Source organism: Hydrophilobacter chitinilyticus (assembly GCF_049860745.1).
Lineage (GTDB): Bacteria > Pseudomonadota > Gammaproteobacteria > Burkholderiales > Burkholderiaceae_C > Rhodoferax_B.
Genome location: NZ_CP187561.1, coordinates 5,211,218 through 5,236,243 on the forward strand (window position 1 = coordinate 5,211,218; position 25,026 = coordinate 5,236,243).

Sequence of the window (25,026 nt, forward strand, 5' to 3'; positions counted from 1 at the left end):
CAAACTTACCGCAGATAACCTCATAGACCGATGCACGGCTCACAACGTTCCGTAACTGTGCAATCCGCTCAGAAACATATTCACGCCAAGGAAAGCAAAGCTGGTCACAGCCAAGCCCACCAGCGCCCACCAGGCCGCCACAGTACCGCGCAGGCCCTTCATCAGGCGCATGTGCAGCCAGGCGGCGTAGTTCAGCCAGACGATCAGCGCCCAGGTTTCCTTCGGATCCCAACTCCAGTAACCGCCCCAGGCTTCAGCCGCCCACAGCGCGCCGAGCACGGTGGCGATGGTGAAAAACGCAAAGCCCACTGCGATGGCCTTGTACATCACATCGTCCAGCACGTCGAAGCTGGGCAGGCGCGCAGCGATGCGCTGGCGGCCAAACACAATGGCCGCGACGATCAAGGCCGACACACCGAAGTAAATCGCCCAATAACTGCTGCCCGCCGCTTGCACGTCTTTGCGGAACACCAGCGGCTCGAAGCACAACACAATGCCTAACACCCACAGCGGCGCCAGCTTGTACCAGCGCACTTCGCCGGCGGTTTGTTTGATGAGGTAGGCAAACGCCACCATGGCCGAGAGCGCAAACATGCCGTAACCAATGAAGTTGGCGGGCACGTGCAACTTCATCCACCAGCTTTTGAGCGCTGGCACCAGCGGCTGGATTTCATGCGCCTCACGCACCACCGTGTACCAAAGCAAAAAGCCAACGGCGGCACTCACCACCAGCATGACAAATGCGCCCAAGTCGCGGGTTTTGTAGTGCGATTCAAAGTACAGGTAGAAGGCCGCCGTCATCCAGGCGAACAACACAAACACCTCGTACAGATTGCTGACCGGAATGTGACCCACATCGGCGCCCACCAGGTAGCTTTCGTACCAGCGCACCATGGTGCCGATCAGCGCCATGCCCACCGCCACCCACGCCAAACGCGAGCCGATGACAGCCAGCCCACCGCTTTGGCGAATGGGCGCCAACATGTCGAGCCAGTAGAACGCGGTGCTCATGAAGAACAGCACACTCATCCACAAGATGGCCGACTGGCTGGAGAGAAAGTACTTCAGCCAGAACACGTCTTCAGCACGCGCTAGTTGGCCCAGCCCATCCACTTGATAGGCCGAGATCGCCAACAAAGAAAACGCAGCAACCGCCACGGCCAGCCAACGCAGCGGCCGCCAAAACCAGCCCAAAGCCACCATGCTGGGGATGGATGCGAGCAAGATGCCTTGCTCGTACACGTCCATGAACTCCCGGTAACGGCTGAAGGCCCACAAGCCCCCCACAAGCACCAACGCCGCGAACACCCAATCGAGCGGGCTGCGTTGCCACATGCCGTCGTTCAGGGTGATGGTGGTAGTCGTAGAGGCTGTACGGGTCTGTGCCTTTTCCTGCTGGGTGGAGACGCCGGTTGCGCTATTCATGTGAGTCCTTAGCTCCGATCAGTTTGGTCTTGAGCATGTCAAATTCGTGGTCGCTGTCGAGTGTCTTGCGGTTGGTCGACAAGGCCATGCTGGCCTCTGTGCCGCCACCTGCCGCCGGCGCCAGCCAGACCCAGACGCGACGCTCGCGTATGTACAACATGGCGAACACGCCCAGAATCAGGAAGGCACAGCCAAGATACACCACATTCTTGCCGGGCGCACGCGTCACCTGGAACACGCTGGCCTGCACCTGATTGAACGAACGCAATTCAAACGCCATCGGCGCGGGGTACATCTGGATGTCGCTAAGCGACAGCACGGCTTGCGTCATGAAGCCCTGGGTTTTCTCGCTGGGCTCGAGCGGCGCCAAGCCCGCACGTTCGCGCGTGACTTGTGTCAGCTCAAACAACACGCCGTTCAAGATGCGGATCAACACCTCGCTGGCACGGGTGCGCTCGACCTCGGGCACGTTCGCTTCCATGAAGTCGGCAATGGCTTGCAGCCCGCCGGTGGGGCGGCCATCGGCCTGCGGGTTCACCGTCTCTGCGCCCGCAAACAGCGCCAGCGCGCGGCCGGCCGAGGCGGCCAGTTGCTGTGCCAGCTCAGGGCGTTTGCTGTCCACGGCTTTGGACGCGTAACGCTGCAGCGCCAGGTCGCGCATACGCGGGTCTTTGAGCGCGGCGCGCAGCCGCATGAAGCCTTCTACTCCGCCCTCTTCGTCGGCCGGAATGCGCAGGTAGCGGAAGGTGTCGGACGGGTTTTCGCGCAGGCCGTACAGATAGACCGGCACCCCATCGCCGGTGTCGACCGGCAGCATGTAGTTGTGGAACTCGCGCGCCTGGCCGGCGCCGTCGCGCAGTTTGTAGGTGATGCTGGGGCCGACGTTGTGCAGGGTTTTGTCAGCATCGGGCTTGTTGGCAGCGCCCAGGCGTGAATTGATGGACGAGCCCAGGTTCACGGCACGCGGGTCGGCACCCGAGGTCGCCTTGTTGCCGCCCAGGTTCTCCACGTTGATGACGCGCAGCGCGGTGTATTCCAAGGTGAGTTGTTCACCACCCGCGCCGTTGTTCAGTTGGCTGCTGCCACCAATCACACCTTCAATTTCAAACGGCTTGCCTTCACCCTGCATGGGCAAGGCCTGTAAAGTAACCGTGGAGCCCCCATCGTCAAAACTCGACTGGTAGATTTCCACACCACGGTAACTGGCCGGGTGGTTGACCTCGACGCGCGCGTTTTGTGTGGCACCGGTTTCGCGGTCGTGGATCACGATATCGCTGGCAAACAGCTTGGGCATGCCGGTGGAGTAGTACTCGACGATGAACTTCTTCAGCTCGATGGAGAACGGCAAATCCTGCACCACCACGCCCTGGCCCTGGTTCAAGATGGCGGTACTGGACTGCGCGCCTTCGGTCACCAAGATGTTGCCGCGAAAGGTCGGGTTGGACGGCGGCAGGCGGTGCTCGGGTTTGACATCAGCAATCATGCCGCCGCCGTTGTAGACCGACTTGCCGCCCAGCCACATCTGCGCGCGCACGATCAAGTCGCCGTCCAGCAGGCCGCCAATACACACCAGCACGATGGCGCTGTGCGCTGCGATGTAGCCCAGCTTATTCACGGCACCCGCGCGGGCCGCCACCATCCAGCCCGAGCCTTCGGTGGAGCCTGGCTTGCCTTCGCGCTGCTGCAGCTTCACGCGCCAGCCGCCACCGGCCAGCATCTGGCCAATGCGCTCGGCTGCCGCCTGCGGAGTTTCTGCCGCCAGCGTGGACGTGGCGCGGTGGTGAAACGCGGCCAGGCTTTTGGCGCGGATGTTCTCTTTGTGCGAGCGCAGGTCGGCGATGATCTTGGGCGTGTTGCGCGCAATACACAGCGACGTACTCACCACCAGAAAGCCCAGGATCAACATGAACCACCAGGCGCTGTACACGCCAGTCAAGCCGGTGATCTCAAACAACTCTGTCCAGAACGGTCCAAACTGGTTGATGTAATTGCCGCGCGGCTCGTGCTGCTTGAGCACGGTGCCGATGACGGATGCGATGCAGATCAGCGTCAGCAGCGAGATGGCAAAACGCATGGACGACAGCAATTCCACCAGCGAACGCCAGGTCTGTGAGCCGGACTTGACGCGAACGCCATCTGTGGAAACTGTCATGGGAGAGGTGGGTGAAAAAAGGGGCTCAAGAATCTCTGTTCATACAGAGAAAAGGGCGGGACATCCAGGATGCCCGCCCTTTTAGGATTGAAATTCCGCTCTCGGGTTCAATCCCGCACGTAGAAATATCTTTAGCGCAGACCTGCGATGTAGTCGGCCACAGCCTTGATTTCGCGGTCGTTGAGCTTGGCGGCGACGCTGGTCATCACAGCGTTATTGCCACGCCCGCCATCGCGGAACTGGGCCAACTGCTTGCTGGTGTAGTCAGCGTGCTGGCCGCTCAGGCGCGGGTATTGCGAAGGCATGCCGGCACCGTTGGGGCTGTGGCAGCCAGCACAGGCAGGCACCTGGCGGTCGGCAATGCCGCCGCGGTAGATGCGTTCGCCTAGGGCGATGGTGTCTTTGTCTTTGGCAAAGCCGGTCTTGGGCTTTTGCGAGGCCGCCCAGAAGGCGATGTTGCGCATGTCGTCTTCGCTGAGGTCGGACGCAAAGCCCTTCATCACCGCATCTTTGCGCTTGCCGTCCTTGAACTCTTTGAGCTGCTTGACCAGATACTCTGGGTGCTGGTAGGCCAGCTTGGGATTGGCAGGAATGCCAGAGTTGCCGTCGGCGCCATGGCAGGCTGCGCATACGGCGGTGAACTTGGCCTCGCCCTTTACAAGATCGGGCTTGGCGGGAGCCGCGACAGCAGGTTTTTCATCTGCCGCATAAGCTGTCAACACTGAGGCAGCACAGAGGGCTGCAACCAACACAGGAGCGAAAAACTTCATATCGAGGGTTTGGTCTTTTGGTTGTTTGTCGGCGTTTGTTGGCGCAAAACCGTTCGATTCTACAATGGGGGTACGGTTCTCCTACTGAGGACTTTCCTAGGATTGCATGACTCCCAAAGCTCCGGCTGACGCCCGCACACCCGCAGGTTCGCCTACCACTCCCCCAGCCGGTTCCCCCGCCGGAACCCCAGCCCGCAAGCCGCGCAAAGCTCCGGTGAAAGCTGTGGCGAGCACCGCTGCTACCGCGTCGGCGCCCAAATCGGCTGCAACGGTGGCGTCTGGCTGGATGCACACCGCGCGCTTTCTCACCACCGCTGCGCAATTGCACCATCTGCCGCCGTTGTCCGTCCCGGAGATTGCCTTTGTGGGCCGCTCCAACGCGGGCAAATCGACCTGCATCAATACGCTGACGCAGCAAAAACAACTGGCCTACGCGTCTAAAAAACCAGGCCGCACGCAGCACATCAACTTGTTCAGCTTAGGCAAACAAGGCGCCACCGATGCGGTGCTGGCCGACCTGCCGGGCTACGGCTACGCGGCCGTGCCCAAGACCGCCAAAATCCGCTGGCAACAGGTGATGGCCAACTACCTGGTGTCGCGAGAAAACCTCACCGGCATCGTCATGTTGTGTGATCCGCGCCACGGTTTGACCGAGTTGGACGAGATCCTGCTCGACATCATTCGCCCGCGCGTTGTCGAAGGCCTGAAGTTTCTGGTGCTGCTGACCAAGGCTGACAAGCTGACCCGCGTCGAGGCCAACAAGGCATTGTCGATCGCGCGCCTGCAAGCCGGTGGCGGCGAGGTGAAGCTGTTCTCGGCCATGAAGAAGCAAGGCATCGATGAAGTGAGCCAGCTGCTGTTCAACTGGACGCACCCGGATGAAGCTGAAGCCGTGGCGCCCACAACCGTTGCCGATGACGTCGAGCCACCAGCTCTGGACGAGTCTGAAGATTTATAAAAAATAGGCCTCTGACGCTTACCAAACAAGCGTAAAAAGCTACCAAATCAATAGCAACCCGGCACCACGGGTTGCTATTTTTTTCGCTTGTAAACGTCCGCCTCGCCCGGTGGGCGGCTCTTGAAGCGCTTGTGCACCCAAAAGTATTGCTCGGGCATGGTCTCGATATAGCCCTGAAGGCGTTGGTTCATCAGCGCTGTGTCGGCCTCGGCATCTGCGGTCGGAAAGTCCGTCCACGCGGGCAGGATGTGCACCTCGTAGCCTTCGGGCGTCAAACGTGGCAACACCGGAATGACGCGCGCGCGGCCCAAGCGTGCAAAGCGTGACAGCGACGGCACCGTAGCCGTGTTCACCCCAAAGAACGGTACGAAGAACGAGTCTTCGGCGCCAAAGTCCATGTCGGGCAGCAAATAGAACGGGTCACCCTGGCGCAACGCCGAGACGATGGGTTTGAAGCCGCTGTGCCGGTCGATCAGCCGGTTCTCGGCAAAGCGTTGCCGGCCCTTCGTAATCCAAGCGTCAAACACCTTGTTTTTTTGCACGGCATAAAGCGTGGTGTAGCGGCGCGGCACTTGCTGAGAGATAACGGTGGCCGCAGCATCCAGCCCCACAAAGTGCGGGCCAAACAACAGCGTGGGTTCGGTGCCGTGGAGTTGGTCTACCGCACCAACCAGCTTGGTTCGCGCCAGCACCACCTCGGGCTTGGCGTGCCAAAGCCAGGCACGGTCAAACCAGGCCTGCGTAAAGCATATGAAGATTTTGCGCACCAGCGCTTGCTGCTCCTGCGCAGACAGCTGCGGAAAGCATAGCGCCACGTTGACCTGCGCAATGCGGCGGCGCTGCGGAATCAGTTTCAGCAGCATGAGCCCAACCCCGATGCCCAGCGCGCGCACCCAACTGAGCGGCCACAAGGCCACGAAGCGCATAAAACCAATGCCGAGATAAGAAAGCATCGCCATTGAGTTTGCTCAGGGATTTGGGGTTTTGCTGGCGGCCGTTTCCATCGGCGTGGCACGCGGTGTTTTGTAGCGGGCATAACTCCAGAGGTACATGCCGGCGCGCTTCAGAATCAGGCGCTCCATGGCGGCGTTCATGGCCGCTGCCGCCACCTCATCGCCCTGGTCGAGCGGCAACTCCAGCGGCTCGACGTGCACCACGTAGCCACGGCCCCACGATAGCCGCTCGCTTAAAGCGACCAACATCGGCGCGCCGCTCTGGCGCGCCAGACGCAACGCCAGCGTCATGGTGTAGGCTGGGCGGCCAAAAAACGGCGCCCACACGCCCTGCCCTTCACCGGGCACCTGGTCGGGTAGCAAGCCAACCACCCTGCCTTGGCGCAAGGCTTTCATGATGACGCGCACACCGCCGGTGGTCGTGGGCGCGGCCTCCAGCCCAGGTGCCGAGCGGACTTCTTTGAGCAGCGTGTCGACCCAGGCGAAACGCGAAGGCCGGTAAAGGATAGTCATGTCGCCATAACGCGGGCTGAATCGCACAGCTTGCGCTTGCGGCACGGCCTCGAAACTGCCGACGTGCGGCGTCATGAAGATCACGCCTTTACCCAGCGCCAGTGCGGCTTCCAGCCGCTCTTCACCTTGCCAACTGATCTTCGGAATTTTCTGTGCGGCAGGCCGCAGCCATAGCCAAGGCAACTCCGTCACCAGCTTGCCGGCCTCGCCAATGGCGCGGCGCGCCTGTTTCGCGGGCACACCCGCTTGCTGCGTGTTTTCACAAAAGCGGCGACGGTAGGTGGGCGAGCACGCAAAAACGATCCAGCCCAGCAATACGCCCAGCGCGTGCAACACGGGCAAGGGGAGATAAGCGGACAGACGAAATAATCGGAGCATGGAGTAAACTTGTGTCGTCGCTGAGTTACTGAACAACTTGCAGGGCGACGGTAAATAAATCTGCTAAAGCGTTCGCCAAGGCTCCAAAAGCCAGACGCAACGCATCAGGTCTGTCTTTCTATAACAGTGGAGTTTATTCAAATGGCGAACGACTTTCTCTTTACCTCTGAATCCGTGTCTGAAGGCCACCCCGACAAGGTAGCCGACCAAATTTCCGACGCCATTCTCGACGCAATTTTCAAGCAAGACCCGCGCAGCCGTGTAGCCGCTGAAACGCTGACCAACACCGGCTTGGTGGTGCTGGCAGGTGAAATCACCACCAACGCACACGTCGACTACATCCAGGTCGCGCGCGACACCATCAAGCGCATCGGCTACGACAACACCGAATACGGCATTGACTACAAGGGCTGCGCCGTGATGGTGGCGTACGACAAGCAAAGCAACGACATCGCCCAGGGCGTGGACCATGCCAGTGACGACCACCTGAACATCGGCGCTGGCGACCAAGGCCTGATGTTCGGCTACGCCTGCGACGAAACGCCTGAGCTGATGCCTGCGCCCATTTACTACGCGCACCGCCTGGTCGAGCGCCAAGCGCAACTACGCAAAGATGGTCGCCTGCCTTTCCTGCGCCCCGACGCCAAGAGCCAAGTGACGATGCGTTATGTGGACGGCAAGCCGCACAGCATCGACACCGTGGTGCTGTCCACGCAACACCACCCCGACCAGTCGGAAACCGCCACCAAGATGAAGGCCAGCTTTAATGAAGCCATCATCGAGGAAATCATCAAGCCGGTCCTGCCCAAGGAATGGCTGCAGGACACCAAGTACCTGATCAACCCCACGGGTCGTTTCGTTATCGGCGGCCCGCAAGGTGACTGCGGTTTGACCGGCCGCAAGATCATTGTGGACACCTACGGCGGCGCCTGCCCACACGGCGGCGGTGCCTTCTCAGGCAAGGACCCATCCAAGGTGGACCGTTCGGCCGCCTACGCTGCCCGCTACGTGGCGAAGAACATCGTCGCCGCTGGTTTGGCGCGCCAGTGCCAGATCCAAGTGGCCTACGCCATTGGTGTGGCCCGCCCGATGAACATCACCGTCTACACCGAAGGCACGGGTGTGATCTCCGACGAAAAGCTGTCCGCTTTGGTCAACGAACACTTCGACCTGCGCCCCAAAGGCATCATCCAGATGCTCGACCTGCTGCGCCCGATCTACGAAAAGACCGCCGCCTACGGCCACTTTGGCCGCGAAGAGCCAGAGTTCACCTGGGAACGCACCGACAAAGCTGCAGCATTACGTGCTGCAGCCGGCCTGTAAGGCCGCCGCGCAAAAGCGCGGTTGGCGCGCGTGGGCGAAGTTCATATCGCGCTAGCGATGTGAACGCAGACCAACGCACCGACAAAGCTGCAGCACTGCGCGCGGCTGCCGGGCTGTAAACACCTCTGGGTTGGCATCTAGCTAACCTAACAAAAGGGCTTGCCGTATTGCTACGGCAAGCCCTTTTTTGCATTTGGCAACTCAGTCGTCAGTTGGTCGCAAAGCCATTCGGGTTGCCGCTCTGCCAACGCCAGGCGTCTGCACACATCGCCTCCAGCCCACGCTCCGCGCGCCAACCCAACAGGCGCAGCGCCTCGCTGGGTTCGGCATAACAAGCAGCCACATCGCCCGCGCGGCGCGGCATGACTTGGTAGGGCACCGGTTTGCCACTGGCTTCGGCAAAGGCTTTCACCATGTCGAGCACGCTGTAGCCAATGCCGGTGCCCAGGTTGACGGTCAACAAGCCGCCCTGCGTTTGCAGGTATTCCAGCGCTTTCAAATGGCCGTCGGCGAGGTCCACCACGTGAATGTAGTCGCGCACGCCGGTGCCATCAGGGGTGTCGTAGTCATCGCCCCACACGTTCAATGCTGCGCGTTGGCCCACGGCCACTTGCGCCACGAACGGGAGTAGGTTGTTAGGCACGCCGCGTGGGTTTTCGCCAATCTTGCCGCTGGCATGCGCCCCCACGGGGTTGAAGTAACGCAGGATGCCGATGCGCCAGCTCGGGTCGCTGCGGAACAGGTCGCGCAGCATGTCTTCGATCATCAACTTGCTGCGGCCGTAGGGGTTGGTGGCCGAAAGCGGGTGCGCTTCGGTCAATGGCAAATATTGCGGCTCGCCATACACCGTGGCAGAAGAACTGAACACCAGCGTGTTGGTGCCCGCCTTGCGCATGGCCTCCAGCAGGCGCAGCGTACCGACAACGTTGTTGTCGTAATACGAAAGCGGCTGCTCCACCGATTCGCCCACCGCCTTGAGGCCCGCGCAGTGGATAACAGCCTTGACGGCGTACTGCGTCAGCGCGGCTGCAAGTGATTCACCATCGCGGATGTCGCCTTGCACCAACGTGACCTTGCGGCCGCTGATTTGCTCAACACGTTGCAAAGACTCGGGCTGGCTGTTGCTGAAGTTGTCGAACACCACAACGTCGTGCCCCGCAGCCAGCAATTCAACGCAGATGTGCGTGCCGATATAGCCGGCACCGCCTGTGACCATGATCATGGATAGCTCCCTCGCCTTGTGACGCTGTTCAGGAAATGTACTGCTGCAGCGCAGCAAGTTTCATCATACCCAACGCTGCAGGATACAAACGACTCGCCGAATGTCGCGCATTTGTCTTGCTCGAATGACAAATTCAGGCTCGAGTTCAAGCGCCAAATTCTGTCGAGAGAAGAACTGAAAAGAAGTGGTAGGCCGTGTTGGACTTGAACCAACGACCAAAGGATTATGCTTACCACCTCGGCTTTCGCCGCCCGTTTCCGGTTCGTGGTCTGGACTCTGTCTTGCCTTTCGGCCTTCCCGTCGAGTCTCTACACGTTCAACCAAATGCTTGCGCATTTGGCGCTTCGCTCGGCGTTGGCATGGCGCCTAAGCGCTTTAGCGTTCACCGAATTTGAGAAGTTCTACATCAAGGCAGAGTGAACTTACCTTGAGCAACCCATCTGGCATTTTCCATACACATCACCGTGGATGATGCCCTTAGGAAAACGCCCTTAAGTCCTCTGCTCTAACCAACTGAGCTAACGGCCCACAGCCAAATATTATTGCACGCCTTTGCACGCGCTCTATCTCACTTGGCGCGTAAACAGAACTTCAGGTGTGATATCGGCCAGGGTCGCGCATCCGGTCAACGCCATGGCGATTTCCAACTCGTCGCGCAGCAGACGAATAACGTGTGCAACACCTTGTGCGCCCGCCGTGGCCAAAGCGTGCACCACGGGGCGCCCAATCAACACGGCATCAGCACCGAGCGCCAGCGCCTTTAGCACATCGGTGCCTCGGCGAATGCCACCGTCCACCAAGAGCGGGATTTGACCCGCCACCGCGTTGGCAATACCTGGCAGCGCATCGGCCGTACTGATGGCCGTGTCGAGTGTGCGGCCGCCATGGTTCGACACCACCACGCCAGCAGCCCCACAGCGCATCGCTTGCAAAGCGTCTTCAGGGTGCAAAATGCCTTTGAGCAACACCGGCAGCGGTGAGACCGATACCAACCACTCGATATCCGCCCATGTCGGTGCGTGGGTCAACAAACCATCGAACAACGGGCTTTGCCCCATCGCCAGCGAAACTGCGGGCCTGGGGGGTAACCCCCCCAGGTTGGCCGCATGCACGTGGGGTGGCATTTTGAAGTTATGGCGCCGTTCGCGGTCACGCACGCCACTGCTGGGCGCATCGACCGTCACCACCAAAGCCTCATACCCTGCTGACTTGGCGCGCCGAATCAAATCAAGATTGAAGTCCCGGTCGTACTGCAGATACAGCTGAAACCAGAGCGGACCGCGAAACGGATCGGCCCGCACGGCGTCGGCCAACACTTCAAGCGGCATGCTGGCTTGCGTACTGACCACCATGCCCGCACCTTGCGCTGCAGCAGCATGCACTGTGGCCAGCTCACCATCTGGATGCGCGAGCTGCTGGAACGCCACCGGTGCCAACAAGATTGGGTGCGCTATTTCACGCCCGAGCAGCGTGGTGCGGGTGTGCCCGCCCACCAAACGGCGCAGCACGCGAGGCCACAGCGGCAAGTCACGCCATGCCGCCAAGTTGGCGTTCAACGTGATTTCATCTCCCGCACCACCATGCAAATAAGCCCACGTGCGGTCGTCCAGACGCTGCTGCGCCGCACGCTCGTAATCCCCCACCGTCACAACTTCTGGTGGAACAGGTTGCAGTTTGGGCGGAGGCGGCCTCATGTGTCGACCCACTGGCGCAGCAGGTTATGGTACGTGCCGGTCAGGCCGATGACACCCGGATCTTGTTCACCGACTGTGCTGCGCAAGTGACGCAAATAGTTATCCATGTTGTAGAGCAACTCGCGTTGCTCACCGCTGCGCACCATGCTCTGAATCCAGAAGAATGAGGCTAGGCGTGCGCCACGTGTGACGGGGTTGACGCGGTGCACGCTGGTGCCGGCATACAGCACCAGGTCACCTGCAGCCAGCTTCACTTTTTGCTGGCCAGACAAGGACTCCATGACCAGTTCGCCACCTTCGTACTCGTCGGGCTCGGATAAAAACAACGTGCAAGATAGGTCAGTACGCACACGGCCTGCCCCACCTGGCAAAAACCGGATGGCGCTGTCCACGTGGTTACCAAAGCTGTTCGCAGCACCGCTATAGCGGTTGAACATCGGCGGCGAAATGTTTTTCGGCAGCGCCGCAGAAAAGAAAACGGGACTGCGTTCCAGTCCCGTCAGAACCAGCCGCTGGAGCAAGCGCGTTTCTTCGCTCGTCTCCGGCAATTGCTGGTTGTTTTTAGCAAGTGATGCCTGCGCGCCGGAGGTAATGACGCCGTCAGCCCATGGGGCTTTGGCCATCACCTCACGGGCTTGTTTCAACTCATCGGCGCGCAGGATTCCAGGAAGATGCAACATCCCCCAAGTATGCCTTTTATGCCGTGCTATGCCGCGTTTAGAAACGCGTGCCGACGGTCGCTTGAACCGAGCGGCCAGCGCCGGGCATGTAGAAACCACGGTACAACTCGGCTGCGTACAGGCGGTTGTCCAGGTTCTTGGCCGTGATCTGCAGGTAGGTGTCTTCCGTGAAGCGGTATTCACCCATCGCGTCAAACACGGCGTAGCCAGGGGCGCGGGCACCACGGGTTGGCGTCGTGCCGTTGATCGACCAGTTTTCCGACGAAGCCGTCATGCCCAGACCGACGCGCAGCTTGGGCGTGGCTTGGTAGGTCGCCCACACGCTGCCGCTGTGACGTGGCACCAGGCCAAAAGGTTGACCCACCGTAGCTTGCGCAGTAGCAGCGCTGCCGGCCTTGTCGATGTTGGTATCCCAGATGTAGGCGTAGGAGAAGTAGGTTTCCCACTTGGGCGCAGGACGGCCGACGATTTCCAGTTCCAGACCGGTGCTGTGGCGCTTGCCGGACAGCAGGTAGGCGTCGCCAGCAAAGTCAGCATCGGTGGTACGTTCGTTGTACTTCTCCGTACGGAACAGCGCTGCACGGGTCGACAGCTTGCCTTCCATCCAGTCCAGCTTGGCACCCAACTCGATGTTGCGGCTCTTTTCTGGTGGCGTGTTGGCGTTTTGTTGCGTCACGTACTGGTAGGTGTCAGCCGAGGTGTTGAACGACGTGCTGTACGAGAAGTGGTACGACGCGGTCTCCGACGGCTGGAACAACACACCGAAACGGTAGCTCGGCACGTTGTCCGACATGCTGGCCTTGTTGAAGTTCGTCACGCCGTTTGTAGCGGTGGTCGAGCTGAAGTCACCCTTGATGGAGTCCCAACGCAAACCGCCCAACACCTTCCAGTATTCAGCCACTTGCACCAGATCTTGCGCGTAGACGCCATACGACTTGGAGTCATAGCCACCGGTTGGCGTGGTACCAAACACAGGCTCACGCACCACATAACCGCCGCCTGGCGTGCCGATGGTGGTTGTGCCTTTGTTTGCGCCTGCTACGCTTTGCGTGTAGCGGTCAGCCTTTTCCCAGGCGAAGTCCACACCTGCCAACACAGCATGCTTGAAGCCCAGGCCAGTGAAGTTGTTGCTGTAGTCGCTTTGGAAGTAGGTACCGTCGTATTCGTCCTTGCGCGGTGTCAGGCCGGCGCGGGTGATGACGGTGGAATCGGTCCAAGTCGCGGGCGTACCGGCAAAACGCGTTTGCGTCAGCCACGTACGGCGCTGGAAGTTGCCCGAGCGCGCTTGGGTGCGCAGTTCACCACCGTCATTGAAGCGGTGCGTGTGCTGCAGGTAGGCATACTTGGCCGTACCCTTTGAGAAGTCGCTGTCGGTACCGTACCAGTCATGTGCGTCAATACGCGAGCCGATGGTGTTGTACGGCAGGTTGTTCCAGAGGGTGTTGTCGTAATCCAGGTAGTAAGCGCCGATGGTGATTTCGTCACGCGTGCCCATACCGAAGGTGTAGGCCGGAGCTACGCCGTACTTCTGGATGTTGGCGCCGTAGTTGTTGGCGTTGGTGGCCATCACGTTCAGGCGCAGAGCGGCGTCTTCGCCGGTCACGATGTTGAAGTCACCCGTCGCACGCTTGTAGGCGCCGGTGCCAACAGTGAAGTCCACATCGCTCTGGTTCACGGCCAGGGGCTTCTTGTTCACTTGGTTGACCACACCGCCCGTGGACCCACGGCCAAAGATCATGGAAGCCGAACCGCGCATCACTTCAATACGGTCCAGGTTGAAGGTTTCGCGCTCGTACAGCGAGGCATCCTTCATACCGTCGATCAACAAGTCACCCACTTGGGCCACGGAGAAGCCGCGGATGAAGATGTCTTGCATGGAGCCGTTTTCAGCGGCCGAGAACGTCACACCGGCAGTCAGGCGCAGCGCGTCGTTCAGGTTGTCGATGCGCTTTTCGTCGAGCAGACGCTCGGTCACCACGTTGATAGATTGGGGAATATCGCGAATGTCTTGCGTGCCCTTGCCAATCGTCGTTTTCTTGGTTTGCAGTGCGTCCTTGCCTTGCTGCTGCTCGGCCTTTTCCGTCACCGTCACCGTGCTCAAGCTTTTGGTGGCATCAGCCGATTGGGCCCAGCCGCTGACTGAAGCAGCCAGCATCAAGGCGCCCATTGGCAGCTTGCCAATATCAGTTGTAGAGACGCCTGATACCGTGGCTTTGAGAGCGCTAACGGACGATTGCGTTACTTTGGAATTCGATTTTTTGCGGCTAATGCGCGTGTTGTTATGAGCCAATTTGGCCTCCGAAATGGTCCAACCCAGGGTTGAAAAGCTAAAAATGAGTTGGAGCCCCGAGCAAAGCGCGCGCCTCTTACCTCACGAAATGAATCGCAAACAATTGTAAGTACGCTATTGCGAATCAATATCATTGAGATATGAAAATTTGTATTTATGCAACAAAATTCATTGACGCGACATATTTTTGACCGCTGAAAACGCGTTGGCCGTTGACCCGCTCCCGCGGTTTAGCCCAGTTGAGCCCCATTGCAGGGCGCAGGCTTATTTGCTGTGGCTCAGCGCGTTGCTGACCAATTTGGATGTGATGTCCACAATCTGGATCATGCGGTCGTACGCCATACGAGTGGGCCCGATCACGCCCAGCGTGCCGACAACATGGCCATCGACCGCGTACGGCGCACTCACAATGGAAAGCTCTTCGATGGGCACCACTTGGCTTTCGCCGCCAATATAGATACGCACACCTGGGGCCTGGCTAGAGCTGTCCAGCAAACGCATCAATTGCGTTTTTTGCTCGAACAGATCAAAAGCGCGGCGCAGCTGCCCCATGTCGCTGGCGAAATCGCTCACCGACAGCAAATTGCGCTCACCCGAAATCACCACTTCTCCGTCGCCCTGATTCAAGGCTTCTGAGCTGACGTGCACTGCAGCCTGCATCAAGGCCGCAATCTCCGAGCGCAGACCTTCGACCTCGCTCTTGAGGCGCTCACGCACTTGCTCCATGGCCAAGCCAGCGTATTCGGCGTTCAGGTAATTCGATGCCTCCACCAACTGCGACTGGGTGAAGTCGTTTTCGGTGAACAACACGCGGTTTTGCACGTCACCATCGGGCGAGACGATGATCACCAGCAAGCGCCGTTCGGACAAACGCAAAAACTCGATGTGACGAAACACCGAGGTCCGACGCGGCGCCATCACCACACCAACAAACTGCGACAGGTTAGACAGCAGATTCGCCGCGTTGGCGATTACCTTCTGTGGCTGCTCCGCCACCAGTTGCGGCGGCTGCAAAGTTTCGCGCTGCGTCGTCAACATGGTGTCAACAAACAGGCGGTACCCTTTCGAAGTGGGAATACGCCCCGCGGAAGTGTGTGGGCTGGCGATCAGGCCCAACTCTTCCAAGTCGGACATGACGTTGCGGATAGTGGCTGGCGACAACTCTAGGCCAGACGCCCGCGACAAGGTACGCGAACCGATGGGTTGCCCATCCGCGATATAGCGTTCCACCAGCGCTTTGAGCAACAACTTCGCACGATCATCCAGCATCAAATCATTTTAATGATGTAATTTCAAAATGAACTCTAAATTCCGCCACGTTGCGCTGTTTGGCAAATACCACGCCCCAGGTGCGGGCATGGGCTCCGTTGCCTCGCGCAAAGCGCTGGAAGAGATTGCTGGCTTCCTGACTGGCCAGGGCTGCACGGTGGTCGTGGAACGCGAAACCATCCAAAACACCGGCCTTGCGGGCTACCCCGCCATGGACATCGAGACCATTGGCGCCGAGTGCGATCTGGGTCTGGTGGTGGGCGGCGACGGCACCATGCTCGGCATTGGGCGGCTGCTGGCGCAATACGGCGTACCCCTGATTGGCATTAACCAGGGGCGCCTGGGTTTCATCACCGACATCCCGATTGAGAGCTACCAAAGCGCACTCGAGTCGATGCTACAAGGCGCCTATGAAGAAGACCACCGCAGCATGATGCATGCACGGGTGATGCGGCAAGGCGGCTGCGTGTTTGACGCGCGGGCGCTGAACGATGTGGTGGTCAACCGCGGCGCCACGTCGGGCATGGTGGAACTGCGCATTGAGGTGGACGGCCTGCCGGTTTCGAACCAGCGCGCCGACGGCTTGATCATCTCCACGCCCACCGGCTCCACGGCCTACGCCCTATCCGCCGGCGGTCCACTGATGCACCCATCCATCCCCGGCTGGGTGCTGGTGCCGATTGCGCCGCACACACTATCAAACCGCCCGTTTGTGCTGGCCGATGCCGGCGAGATCGTGATTGAACTGGTGGCTGGTCGCGACGCCAGCGCCAACTTCGATATGCAGTCGCTGGCCTCGCTGCAACTGGGCGACCGTATCTCGGTGCGCCGCTCGCAGCACCGCGTGCGGTTCTTGCATCCGCGCGGCTGGAGTTACTTCGACACGCTACGTAAAAAACTGCATTGGAACGAGAGAGGCTCCTGAGCATGCCGCTGAAACGCATCACCCTGCGCGACTTTGTGATCGTGCGCGAACTGGAGCTGGATTTGTCGGCCGGCTTCAGTGTGCTCACCGGCGAAACCGGCGCAGGTAAATCCATTTTGATCGACGCGCTGCAACTGGCGCTGGGCAGCCGTGCCGACGCTGGCGTGGTGCGCGAAGGCGCTACGCGTGCCGACATCAGCGTGGAGTTCGACAACACCGACAGCATCAACACGTGGCTCACCGAAGCGGGTTTCGACAACACCGATTCGCTGCTGTTGCGTCGCACGATCGACGCGCAGGGCAAAAGCCGCTCATGGGTCAATGGCAGCCCCGCCACCGCTGCCCAGTTACGCGAATTGGGCGACCAGTTGCTCGACATCCACGGCCAACACGCCTGGCAAAGCCTGACCCGTCCCGACACCGTGCGCGGGCTGCTCGATGCCTATGCAGGTGCTGACACACGTGCGCTCGAAGCCCTCTGGGCCGCCTGGCGCAGCGCCTTAAAAGCGCTGGCCGACGCCCGTGCCGCACAAGACTCGCTGCAGCAAGAACAGGAACGGCTGAGTTGGCAAATTGGCGAAGTCGACAAGCTCGCGCCTGGCATGGATGAGTGGGAAGACCTGAACACCCAGCACGCTCGCTTGGCCAATGCACAAAGCCTGATCGATGCCGTGCAATCCGCCATCGACGCACTGGAAAACGACGACAGCGGCGCTCTGAGCGGCCTCACACGTGCCCAGCAGTCTCTGCAGAGCCAAGCGCATATCGCTCCCGAATACGCAGAACTGGCAGACGTGTTGGCCTCCAGCCTGGCGCAAGCCGAAGACGCGGCGCATTCGCTGCACTCCAGTCTGCGCCGCACTGAACTTGACCCCGATAGATTGGCCGAACTGGACGACCGTCTCTCGCGCTGGATCTCGCTGGCACGCCGCTACAAACGTACGCCGCAAGAGCTACCGGCGTTGCTCGCCTCATGGAAGCAAGAGCTGGCCAGGCTGGACGCCGCCACCAATCTTGGTGCACTGGAAGCGACCGAAAAGAAGACGCAAAACGCTTATCTGGCAGAGGCCAAGGCGCTCAGCAAATTACGCACCCAAGGTGCGCCCAAACTGGCCAAAGCCATCACCCAAGCCATGCAGGGGCTGGGCATGCAAGGCGGACGGTTTGAGGTGGAGTTGAACAAAATAGAACCCACTGCCAGTGGCCAGGAAGAAGTGCTCTTTCTGGTGGCCGGGCATGCTGGCAGCACGCCGCGCGCGGTGGGCAAAGTGGCCTCAGGCGGTGAGTTGTCGCGTATTGCGTTGGCCATTGCCGTCACCACCAGCGAACTGGGCACGGCACAAACGCTGATCTTTGACGAAGTAGATTCTGGTGTGGGCGGCGCGGTAGCCGAGACCGTGGGCCGGCTGATGAAGCAACTGGGCCGTGACCGCCAAGTGTTAGCCGTCACCCACCTGCCCCAGGTCGCAGCCTGTGCCGACAACCATTTGCTTGTCTCCAAACAACGTGCCGGCGCGCAGACCGAAAGCCAAGTGGCGCCCGTGGTGGGCGAGGCTCGGGTTGCAGAGATCGCACGAATGTTGGGCGGTGAACATCTCTCCAACACGACGTTGGCGCATGCCAAGGAAATGCTGGGATTGTTGTGAGCCAAAAACTATTTGGTTTAAGGTAACCTCGGCCTCATGCAACCAGAAATCGTCCTCATTACGGGTATGTCGGGCTCCGGCAAGTCGGTGGCCCTGCACGCGCTGGAAGACGCAGGCTTTTACTGCGTCGACAACCTGCCACCCGAGTTGCTGCTCGAATTTGTCAAACTGGAGCAGACCCGTGGTGCGGGCAAGGTTGCCATTGCCATGGACGTGCGCAGTGCCAAGTCACTGCCGGCGGTACCGCAACATCTGGCCACCTTGCGCCAGCATGGCGTGCGCATCAAGTCGCTGTTTCTGGATGCTGCTACCGACACGCTGGTACGCCGCTACTCCGAGACTCGCCGCCGCCACCCGCTGTCGCAGACCGACATGTTGAACCAGCAGCGCGCGTTGTTCGAAGCGATTGAACTTGAACGCGAGCTGCTGTCAGAACTGCGCGAGCGGGCCCATGTGATCGACACCAGCGCTATCCGAGCCTCGCAACTGCAGGGCTACATCAAGTCGCTGGTGGCCGCCCCCGGCAACCAACTCACGCTGGTGTTCGAATCGTTTGCCTTCAAGCGCGGCATTCCGCTGGATGCCGACTATGTGTTTGACGTGCGCATGCTGCCCAACCCCCACTACGAGCCGGCCCTGCGCGACTTGACGGGCCGCGACGAGCCCGTGGCCGAGTTCTTACGCCAAAGCCGCGATGTGGCGCAGATGTTCAGCCACGTTGAAAAGTTCTTATCGCATTGGCTCGACCTGCTGGCCCGCGACCACCGCAGCTATGTGACGGTGGGCATTGGCTGCACCGGGGGGCAGCACCGTTCGGTGTATTTGGTGGAGGCGTTGACGGCGCACTTCAGCCGCCGCTGGACCACGCTGAAGCGCCATCGCGAGCTAGACAGCCGCAGTGTGTTGCAGAGCTCGACTTCTGTCACCAAGTTCGGCAACACCATTTTTTAAGCCCCTGACAGGGCTTAAGAAGAACTAGCCTGCTACGCTTTCTGTAAAAGCGGTGGAAGCTACGTTTTCAATAGCAAATCCGATGGCAGCCTAGGTTTGCATGAACTTGCGAATCGGCGCAGGCAAACCTACGGCCGCCAAGCGCGCAGGCTCAACCCATTCGCCATGAAGGCCCGGTGCTGATGCATGCGCCCAACGCACACACACCGGGTGCAAATGCAGATCTTTGTGCGTCAGCACGTGCAGCACGGCAGGCAGCTCGTCTATCGCGTCGCCGCTTGTAGCCGGTGGCAACGCAGCCATCAAGGCCAGCCGATCGGTAAACACAGGCATGCAAAACAGTCCGGCCCACACACCGGTGTCGGATCGACGCTCCAGCCACACACGCCCTTGCGCATCAGTGGCCCACAGCAACCACCAAGACTCCGAACTGCGTTTGAGCTTGCGCGTTTTGACTGGATATCGCAACGGATTGCCAGCCCGATGGCCGGCACAGATCGCGCGCAGCGGGCACAGCAGACATGACGGGTTGCGCGCCAGACAGACCGTGGCCCCTAAGTCCATCAACCCCTGGGTGTAGCGCGGCATGGTGCGCTGCAGGTCGTCATGCGGCAGCAGGTCGGTGGCCATGTTCCAAAGCTGGCGCTCGTGCGCGGGCACCGACAAATCATTCTCATAGGCCAGCACGCGCGTGAGCACACGTTTGACGTTGCCATCCAAAATGGCCGCGCGCTCGCCGTAGCAAAACGAGGCAATGGCGGCTGCAGTGGAGCGGCCAATACCCGGCAGCGTTTGCAGGCCGTCAGCGGTGGGTGGAAACTTGCCGCCATGCTCGGCCATCACCTGCTGCGCGCACTTCAGCAGATTGCGCGCGCGGCTGTAGTAGCCCAGGCCCGCCCACAGCGCCAGCACATCGTCTTGCGGAGCAGCGGCGAGCGTGGCCACGTCAGGAAAGCGTGCCAGAAATCGCGGAAAGTACTCCAGCACCGCACTCACCTGGGTTTGCTGCAGCATGATTTCCGACAGCCACACGCGGTACGGATCGCGCGTACTTTGCCAAGGCAGGCCGTGTCGACCATGGGTTTCTTGCCAACGCACAACACGTTCCGCGACGTCCAGCGTCGCGGTCGATTCTTCTACAACTGTCATTAGGATTGAACGTCCGTATCCTGCCAGCCCGTGCTTTGGACGGCGGCATCAATTTGCTCAGCGCTGAGGCTGTTGTCTTGGTCGCTGGTGGACAAGAAATACGAGGTCAACAACTGCAGCCGCGTCTCCAGTTGCCCCAACACGGCTTCTTGGGTTTCGATCTCGTTGACGCGGCTGTCCAGGCTACCGGCGGCTTGCTGGATGCGGTCAATAGCCTCCAGCCGCCGACCAAAGGTGGTGCGGCGTTCTTTGAGCTGGGCTTCCAGTTGTGCCGAGGCCGATTTGCTCCATATCTCGATTTCCGCAAACGCCGATTCGTAAACGCCCTGCACCCGCGTGTTGAGCGCACGCACCAGCCGGTCGACAAACTCAGGCTGGCCGAGCTTCAGCGTATGGCTCAGCCCCAGGTAGCGCACGTGGCTGCTTTCGATTTGCGACAGCTCGCCGTAGAAGCGCTGCAGGTCGGGCTCGGCCGGGGGTTGCAAAGAAAAACCGTACTCGGCATTAAGCTGGGTGAACGTGGCCGCCAGCATGCTCTGGATTTCCTGGCCGTGGTTGCGCGCCTTGTCCAGGCTGGAGCGCAGCTGTGCAAAGGTGTCGGCATAGACACGCTTCACGCCGAGCTTCAAGCCAGGCTTGCGCAGGGCCACGCCCAGGTTGTGCATTTCACTCTTCAGGGCGCGGCTGCCGAGCAGCACGAAGGCATCACCCAATAGTTTGTGCTGCACCGCGCGCACAGCGGGCACTTTGGCGGCACCCACGTCGAACTCGTGTTTTTCTTGCTCGATGCGCTGGCGCATGTTCTTGATGACGGCCGTGTTCTTACCCCCCAGTCCTTGCAAGTCCAGCTTCTGCTCGGCCAATTCACGGCGGCGCATGTGGATGATGCGACTGGTCTCAGTACGCAGGTCGGCAATGCCGCGCGCTACCACAGCCCGCAAAATGGCTTGGCGCTGGCCCACGATGTCTTCGGCCAGCACGTTCTCCAGCACCGGCAGGCCACTGGCGCGCAGCAGGCCGCTATCGGCGCTGACTTTGGCGAGCAAGCCTTTTTGGGCCGACACAGCCATCACGCGCTCAGGCACCACGCCCAGCATGGCGGCAGACGTGGCGCGCTGCTGCGCGATCTGCGCCGCTATGGCCTCAGGCTGGCTCATCGCATCCCACAGGGTGTCAATCTTGTTCAGCACCACCAAGCGCGCTTCAGAGTCGGCTGGTTCGCCGCTCAAGTGCTCGCGCCACACCGAAAGGTCAGACTTGGTCACCCCGGTGTCGGCCGCCAAAATAAACACCACGGCATGGGCTTGGTGGATCAGGTTGACCGTCAGTTCGGGCTCGGCACCCACGGCATTCAAGCCGGGCGTATCCAAAATCACCAAGCCCTGCTGCAACAGGGGATGGGCGATGTTCACCAAGGCATGGCGCCAGCGGGGCACTTGCACCAGGCCAGCGGCATCCACCAAGGGGTTGTCGTCCGGCAGTTCGTCATGCCAGAAACCCAGCGTACGGGCCTCTTCGCGGGTGACGTGGTCGACCTCGGCCACCATCGCCAACGCAGTGGCCAACTGCGCAGGATCGTGCACGTCGAGCGCAATCTGCGTCCACTCTTCCGGGGTTTGGCGCCACTCAGACAGGGCGCGCGGGTCGCGTCGCGAACCCACGGGCAACAGCCGCAAACACGCCGGCACGGCCGGGTCGTAGCCCAGCTCGGTGGGACACATGGTGGTGCGACCGGCCCCAGCCGGCATGATGCGCCGACCGTAGCTGGCAAAAAAGATGGCGTTGATGAGTTCGGATTTGCCGCGCGAAAACTCGGCCACAAAGGCGACCAGCACCTTGTCGCTGCGCATCTGCTCGGTCAAACGGTCCAGGCGCTGCTGCACCCCCGCATCAAGCAGGTCGTGCTCTTTCATCCAGGCGGACAACAGTTTGAGGCGCAGGGCGAACTCTCGTCGCCACGCGCCGTACTGGCCGAACTGCTCGTTAAATGAAGTAGTCACCGGGAAAATACAGTGCGTGGAATGCCCATGAGCTGAAAATATAGCATCGCTGCATGCAATTTGGGCATACGCATATCAGCGTACTTGGCAGCTAGGACAATAAAAAGTCGATCGTTGTCCCTGCCGCAACGCCACGATGGGCGTGCCGCATTGACGGCAGGGCAAGCCTTTGCGGTCGTAGACCATGGCTTCCAACTGGAAGTAACCGGTCTCGCCATGCGCGTTGGCGAAATCGCGCAAAGTGCTGCCGCCACGCAACACTGCGCGGCCCAACACGTCCTTTACCGCCGCATGCAACTTGGCCGCGCGCGGTTTGCTGATGGTGGCGGCAATGGTGGTCGGCCGGATCCCCGCCAGAAAAAGCGCCTCTGATGCATAAATATTGCCCACCCCCACCACCAGTTGCCCCTGCAGCAATACTTGTTTGATGGCGGTGCGGCGCAATCGCAGGCCCGCGTGGAAAGCGGCCAGGTCAAAATCATCTTGCAGAGGCTCCACACCCAAGCGCCCGAGCAGCTTCACGGCTTGAGGTGAATCCAGGCTCTCCACGTAGACCACCGCGCCAAACCGGCGCGGGTCGTGCAGCCGCAAGGTGCCGCGCGTGGTCACCAAATCAAAATGGTCGTGCACGCCTGCCGCGTCTTGCCGCGCCGCAAAGTGCAGTCTGCCTGACATGCCCAGGTGCACCAGCAGCACCCCACGGTCCAGCATCAACAACAGGTACTTGCCACGCCGGCGCACCTCCAGCACCCGACGCCCCACCAAGTCACCGGGGTCGGTGCTCAGTGGCCAGCGCAGCGGCTTGCCCAGGTGCGCCTCGGTAATCTCGGCGCCAGCAATGCGGTCGGCAAAACTCAAGCGGGTGACTTCAACTTCGGGTAGTTCGGGCATGGCATGCAACGGTTAACGGGGTTGGATTATTATGGGTCGATGAAGCGACCACCCCGATTCAAACTCCATTTCCTGGCGACGCTTGCGTTCGCTGCCTGCTTCGGCGCTCATGCAGCGCCAACGCCCCCCGAAGACGCCGCGCCCGAGACCTCGGCCCTCACGGCGGAGCTGTTCTACGAGTTGTTATTGGGGGAAATGAACCTCAATTCCGGCGACCCCGGGACGGCGTTCGCGCTGATTCTCGACTCGGCTCGCAAGTCTGACGACAGCAGACTTTACCAACGCGCCGTTGAAATTGCGCTGAAAGCCCGCTCTGGCGATGCCGCACTACAGGCAGCACGTGCGTGGAAAGAAAGCCAGCCGCTTTCGCGCGAGGCCAACCGCTACGTCCTGCAAATCTTGCTTGCGGTCAACCGGGTGGGCGACACACTCGAGCCGTTGCGTACAGACTTGACCTTGGTCAGCGATGTCGAACGCCCCTTGTCAATGGCCGCGATTCCCCGCACCTATGCGCGCGTGACCGACAAGAAGCTGGCCGCCAGTACCGTGGAAGAGGCGCTAAAGCCCTATCTCGACACGCGCGCTGAAGGCGCCGTGGCCTGGAGCACTGTGGGCCGCATGCGCCTGATGGCACAAGACAACTCGGGGGCACTGGAAGCTGCGCGCAACGGGCAAGCCATTGATCCCACCTCCTCCGCCCCGGCATTTCTGGCGCTGCAGATGATGGGCCCGCAAGCCCCCTTGGCGGAAGCCATTGCTCAAAAGTATGCAGCCGGTAAACCAAGCCCCGAATTTCGTGTGAGCTACGCGCGTGCACTGGTCGAAGCGCAACGCTACGCCGAGGCCACCCAGCAATTGCAATCACTCACCAAGGAAAGCCCTGACTTCACCGAAGGCTGGATGCTGCTGGGCGCCCTGCAACTGCAGGCCAACCAGGCGGCAGACGCGGAAAAGTCCTTCCAACGCGTGCTGGGCTTATTGCAAGCGCAGCCGCCGAGCGAAGAACGCACACGCGCTTTGGTGCAGATCTACCTATCACTGGCCGAGGCAGCAGAAAAACGTAAAGACTACGCCGCCGCAGAAAAGTGGCTGGCACGCGTCGATGACCCACAAGCGCTTTACGGCGCGCAAATTCGGCGCGCATCGCTCATGGCCAAGCAAGGCCAGATCGAACAAGGCCGCAAGCTCATCCAATCGCTCCCCGAGCGCACGCCTGCGGATGCCCGCACCAAGCTGTCAGCCGAAGTGCAACTGCTGCGCGACAACAAGCAATACCAAGCCGCTTACGATTTGCTGGCCAAGGCGCTGGTGCAATCCCCGCGCGACACCGACCTGATGTACGACCAGGCCATGATCGCCGAGAAGATGGACAAGCCGGCCGACATGGAGCGCATCTTGCGCGAAGTGATGGTGATCAAGCCAGACTTTCACCACGCGTACAACGCGCTGGGCTACTCGCTGGCAGATCGCAACGTGCGCCTACCCGAAGCCAAGCAGTTGGTGCAAAAAGCGCTGGAATACGCGCCCAACGACCCCTTCATTTCCGACAGCTTGGCTTGGGTCGAATTCCGTATGGGCAACAAGGCAGAAGCGCTGCGCATTCTGGACGAAGCCTACAAATCCAAGCCCGATGCTGAAATCGCCGCCCACTTGGGCGAGGTGCTATGGAGCATGGGGCAGACCGAACGGGCATCGGCCATCTGGAAAGAAGGCATGCTGATCAATCCTGACAATGAAACATTGCAGGAGACGCTGAAACGCCTCAAGGTGAAGCTTTGACGTCACGGGAGATCGCAACTGCGTGGCAAGGCTCGCGGCGGCATTTTGCGGTATGGCT

The 25,026-nt window shown here is 60.5% G+C and carries 19 protein-coding genes; 6 read left to right on the forward strand and 13 right to left on the reverse strand.

Features of this window, described 5'->3' with window-relative positions:
* Window positions 1–39: 39 nt before the first annotated feature.
* The 3 genes from ccsB to ACPWMG_RS23345 all read right to left on the reverse strand — a co-directional run bounded on the left by ccsB (window position 40) and on the right by ACPWMG_RS23345 (window position 4,347).
* Window positions 40–1,425, reverse strand: a complete 1,386-nt coding sequence (gene ccsB / locus ACPWMG_RS23335) for a c-type cytochrome biogenesis protein CcsB (protein ID WP_483301882.1) — start codon at window positions 1,423–1,425, stop codon at window positions 40–42.
* Window positions 1,418–3,577: a cytochrome c biogenesis protein ResB gene (locus ACPWMG_RS23340; protein ID WP_483301883.1), complete on the reverse strand. Its 2,160-nt coding sequence runs from the start codon at window positions 3,575–3,577 to the stop codon at window positions 1,418–1,420. Before ACPWMG_RS23340 ends, ccsB begins: the two co-directional genes overlap by 8 nt.
* Before the next feature lie 131 nt (window positions 3,578–3,708).
* Window positions 3,709–4,347 carry a c-type cytochrome gene (locus ACPWMG_RS23345; RefSeq protein ID WP_483301884.1) on the reverse strand — a complete coding sequence of 213 codons (639 nt, stop codon included), beginning with the start codon at window positions 4,345–4,347 and terminating at the stop codon, window positions 3,709–3,711.
* A gap of 286 nt (window positions 4,348–4,633) precedes the next feature.
* On the opposite strand from ACPWMG_RS23345, the gene yihA reads away from it, so the two are divergent.
* Entirely contained in the window at window positions 4,634–5,305 is a 672-nt protein-coding gene (yihA, locus tag ACPWMG_RS23350) for a ribosome biogenesis GTP-binding protein YihA/YsxC (RefSeq protein WP_483305321.1), read from the forward strand.
* A gap of 74 nt (window positions 5,306–5,379) precedes the next feature.
* Here the strand turns inward: yihA and ACPWMG_RS23355 are convergent, their stop codons facing one another.
* Together ACPWMG_RS23355 and ACPWMG_RS23360 are read right to left on the reverse strand one after the other, a co-directional pair.
* Window positions 5,380–6,258, reverse strand: a complete 879-nt coding sequence (locus ACPWMG_RS23355; protein ID WP_483305322.1) for a lysophospholipid acyltransferase family protein — start codon at window positions 6,256–6,258, stop codon at window positions 5,380–5,382.
* Between the two features lie 15 nt (window positions 6,259–6,273).
* Window positions 6,274–7,149, reverse strand: coding sequence for a lysophospholipid acyltransferase family protein (locus ACPWMG_RS23360; RefSeq protein ID WP_483301885.1), 876 nt, complete (start codon window positions 7,147–7,149; stop codon window positions 6,274–6,276).
* A gap of 141 nt (window positions 7,150–7,290) precedes the next feature.
* On the opposite strand from ACPWMG_RS23360, the gene metK reads away from it, so the two are divergent.
* A complete protein-coding gene (gene metK / locus ACPWMG_RS23365; protein ID WP_483301886.1) occupies window positions 7,291–8,472 on the forward strand; it encodes a methionine adenosyltransferase in 1,182 nt (393 codons plus the stop codon).
* A 208-nt stretch (window positions 8,473–8,680) separates the two neighbouring features.
* Here the strand turns inward: metK and galE are convergent, their stop codons facing one another.
* The 5 genes from galE to hrcA all read right to left on the reverse strand — a co-directional run bounded on the left by galE (window position 8,681) and on the right by hrcA (window position 15,627).
* Window positions 8,681–9,694: a UDP-glucose 4-epimerase GalE gene (gene galE, locus ACPWMG_RS23370; protein ID WP_483301887.1), complete on the reverse strand. Its 1,014-nt coding sequence runs from the start codon at window positions 9,692–9,694 to the stop codon at window positions 8,681–8,683.
* A 563-nt stretch (window positions 9,695–10,257) separates the two neighbouring features.
* Window positions 10,258–11,388 carry an alpha-hydroxy acid oxidase gene (locus tag ACPWMG_RS23375; RefSeq protein ID WP_483301888.1) on the reverse strand — a complete coding sequence of 377 codons (1,131 nt, stop codon included), beginning with the start codon at window positions 11,386–11,388 and terminating at the stop codon, window positions 10,258–10,260.
* A complete protein-coding gene (locus ACPWMG_RS23380) occupies window positions 11,385–12,068 on the reverse strand; it encodes a Fe2+-dependent dioxygenase (protein ID WP_483301889.1) in 684 nt (227 codons plus the stop codon). Before ACPWMG_RS23380 ends, ACPWMG_RS23375 begins: the two co-directional genes overlap by 4 nt.
* 37 nt (window positions 12,069–12,105) lie before the next feature.
* Window positions 12,106–14,223 (reverse strand): TonB-dependent receptor, encoded by a 2,118-nt coding sequence (locus ACPWMG_RS23385; RefSeq protein WP_483301890.1) that lies wholly within the window; start codon window positions 14,221–14,223, stop codon window positions 12,106–12,108.
* 399 nt (window positions 14,224–14,622) lie between these two features.
* Window positions 14,623–15,627 (reverse strand): heat-inducible transcriptional repressor HrcA, encoded by a 1,005-nt coding sequence (gene hrcA, locus ACPWMG_RS23390; protein ID WP_483301891.1) that lies wholly within the window; start codon window positions 15,625–15,627, stop codon window positions 14,623–14,625.
* A 28-nt stretch (window positions 15,628–15,655) separates the two neighbouring features.
* Here hrcA and ACPWMG_RS23395 point away from each other — a divergent pair, with 28 nt between their 5' ends.
* The 3 genes from ACPWMG_RS23395 to rapZ are packed head-to-tail and all read left to right on the forward strand — an operon-like array spanning window position 15,656 to window position 19,149.
* Window positions 15,656–16,552, forward strand: a complete 897-nt coding sequence (locus ACPWMG_RS23395; protein ID WP_483301892.1) for an NAD kinase — start codon at window positions 15,656–15,658, stop codon at window positions 16,550–16,552.
* A 2-nt stretch (window positions 16,553–16,554) separates the two neighbouring features.
* Window positions 16,555–18,198, forward strand: a complete 1,644-nt coding sequence (gene recN / locus ACPWMG_RS23400) for a DNA repair protein RecN (RefSeq protein WP_483301893.1) — start codon at window positions 16,555–16,557, stop codon at window positions 18,196–18,198.
* 36 nt (window positions 18,199–18,234) lie between these two features.
* Entirely contained in the window at window positions 18,235–19,149 is a 915-nt protein-coding gene (rapZ, locus tag ACPWMG_RS23405) for an RNase adapter RapZ (protein WP_483301894.1), read from the forward strand.
* Window positions 19,150–19,239: 90 nt separating this feature from the next.
* Here the strand turns inward: rapZ and mutY are convergent, their stop codons facing one another.
* The 3 genes from mutY to mutM form a co-directional block, all read right to left on the reverse strand.
* A complete protein-coding gene (gene mutY, locus ACPWMG_RS23410) occupies window positions 19,240–20,298 on the reverse strand; it encodes an A/G-specific adenine glycosylase (RefSeq protein WP_483301895.1) in 1,059 nt (352 codons plus the stop codon).
* Complete coding sequence (locus ACPWMG_RS23415; RefSeq protein ID WP_483301896.1) at window positions 20,298–22,298, reverse strand: dynamin family protein; 2,001 nt, start codon at window positions 22,296–22,298, stop codon at window positions 20,298–20,300. Before ACPWMG_RS23415 ends, mutY begins: the two co-directional genes overlap by 1 nt.
* Window positions 22,299–22,373: 75 nt before the next feature.
* Window positions 22,374–23,189: a bifunctional DNA-formamidopyrimidine glycosylase/DNA-(apurinic or apyrimidinic site) lyase gene (mutM, locus tag ACPWMG_RS23420; protein WP_483301897.1), complete on the reverse strand. Its 816-nt coding sequence runs from the start codon at window positions 23,187–23,189 to the stop codon at window positions 22,374–22,376.
* A 39-nt stretch (window positions 23,190–23,228) separates the two neighbouring features.
* Here mutM and ACPWMG_RS23425 point away from each other — a divergent pair, with 39 nt between their 5' ends.
* Window positions 23,229–24,968 (forward strand): tetratricopeptide repeat protein, encoded by a 1,740-nt coding sequence (locus ACPWMG_RS23425; RefSeq protein ID WP_483301898.1) that lies wholly within the window; start codon window positions 23,229–23,231, stop codon window positions 24,966–24,968.
* The last annotated feature ends 58 nt before the right edge of the window (window positions 24,969–25,026 follow it).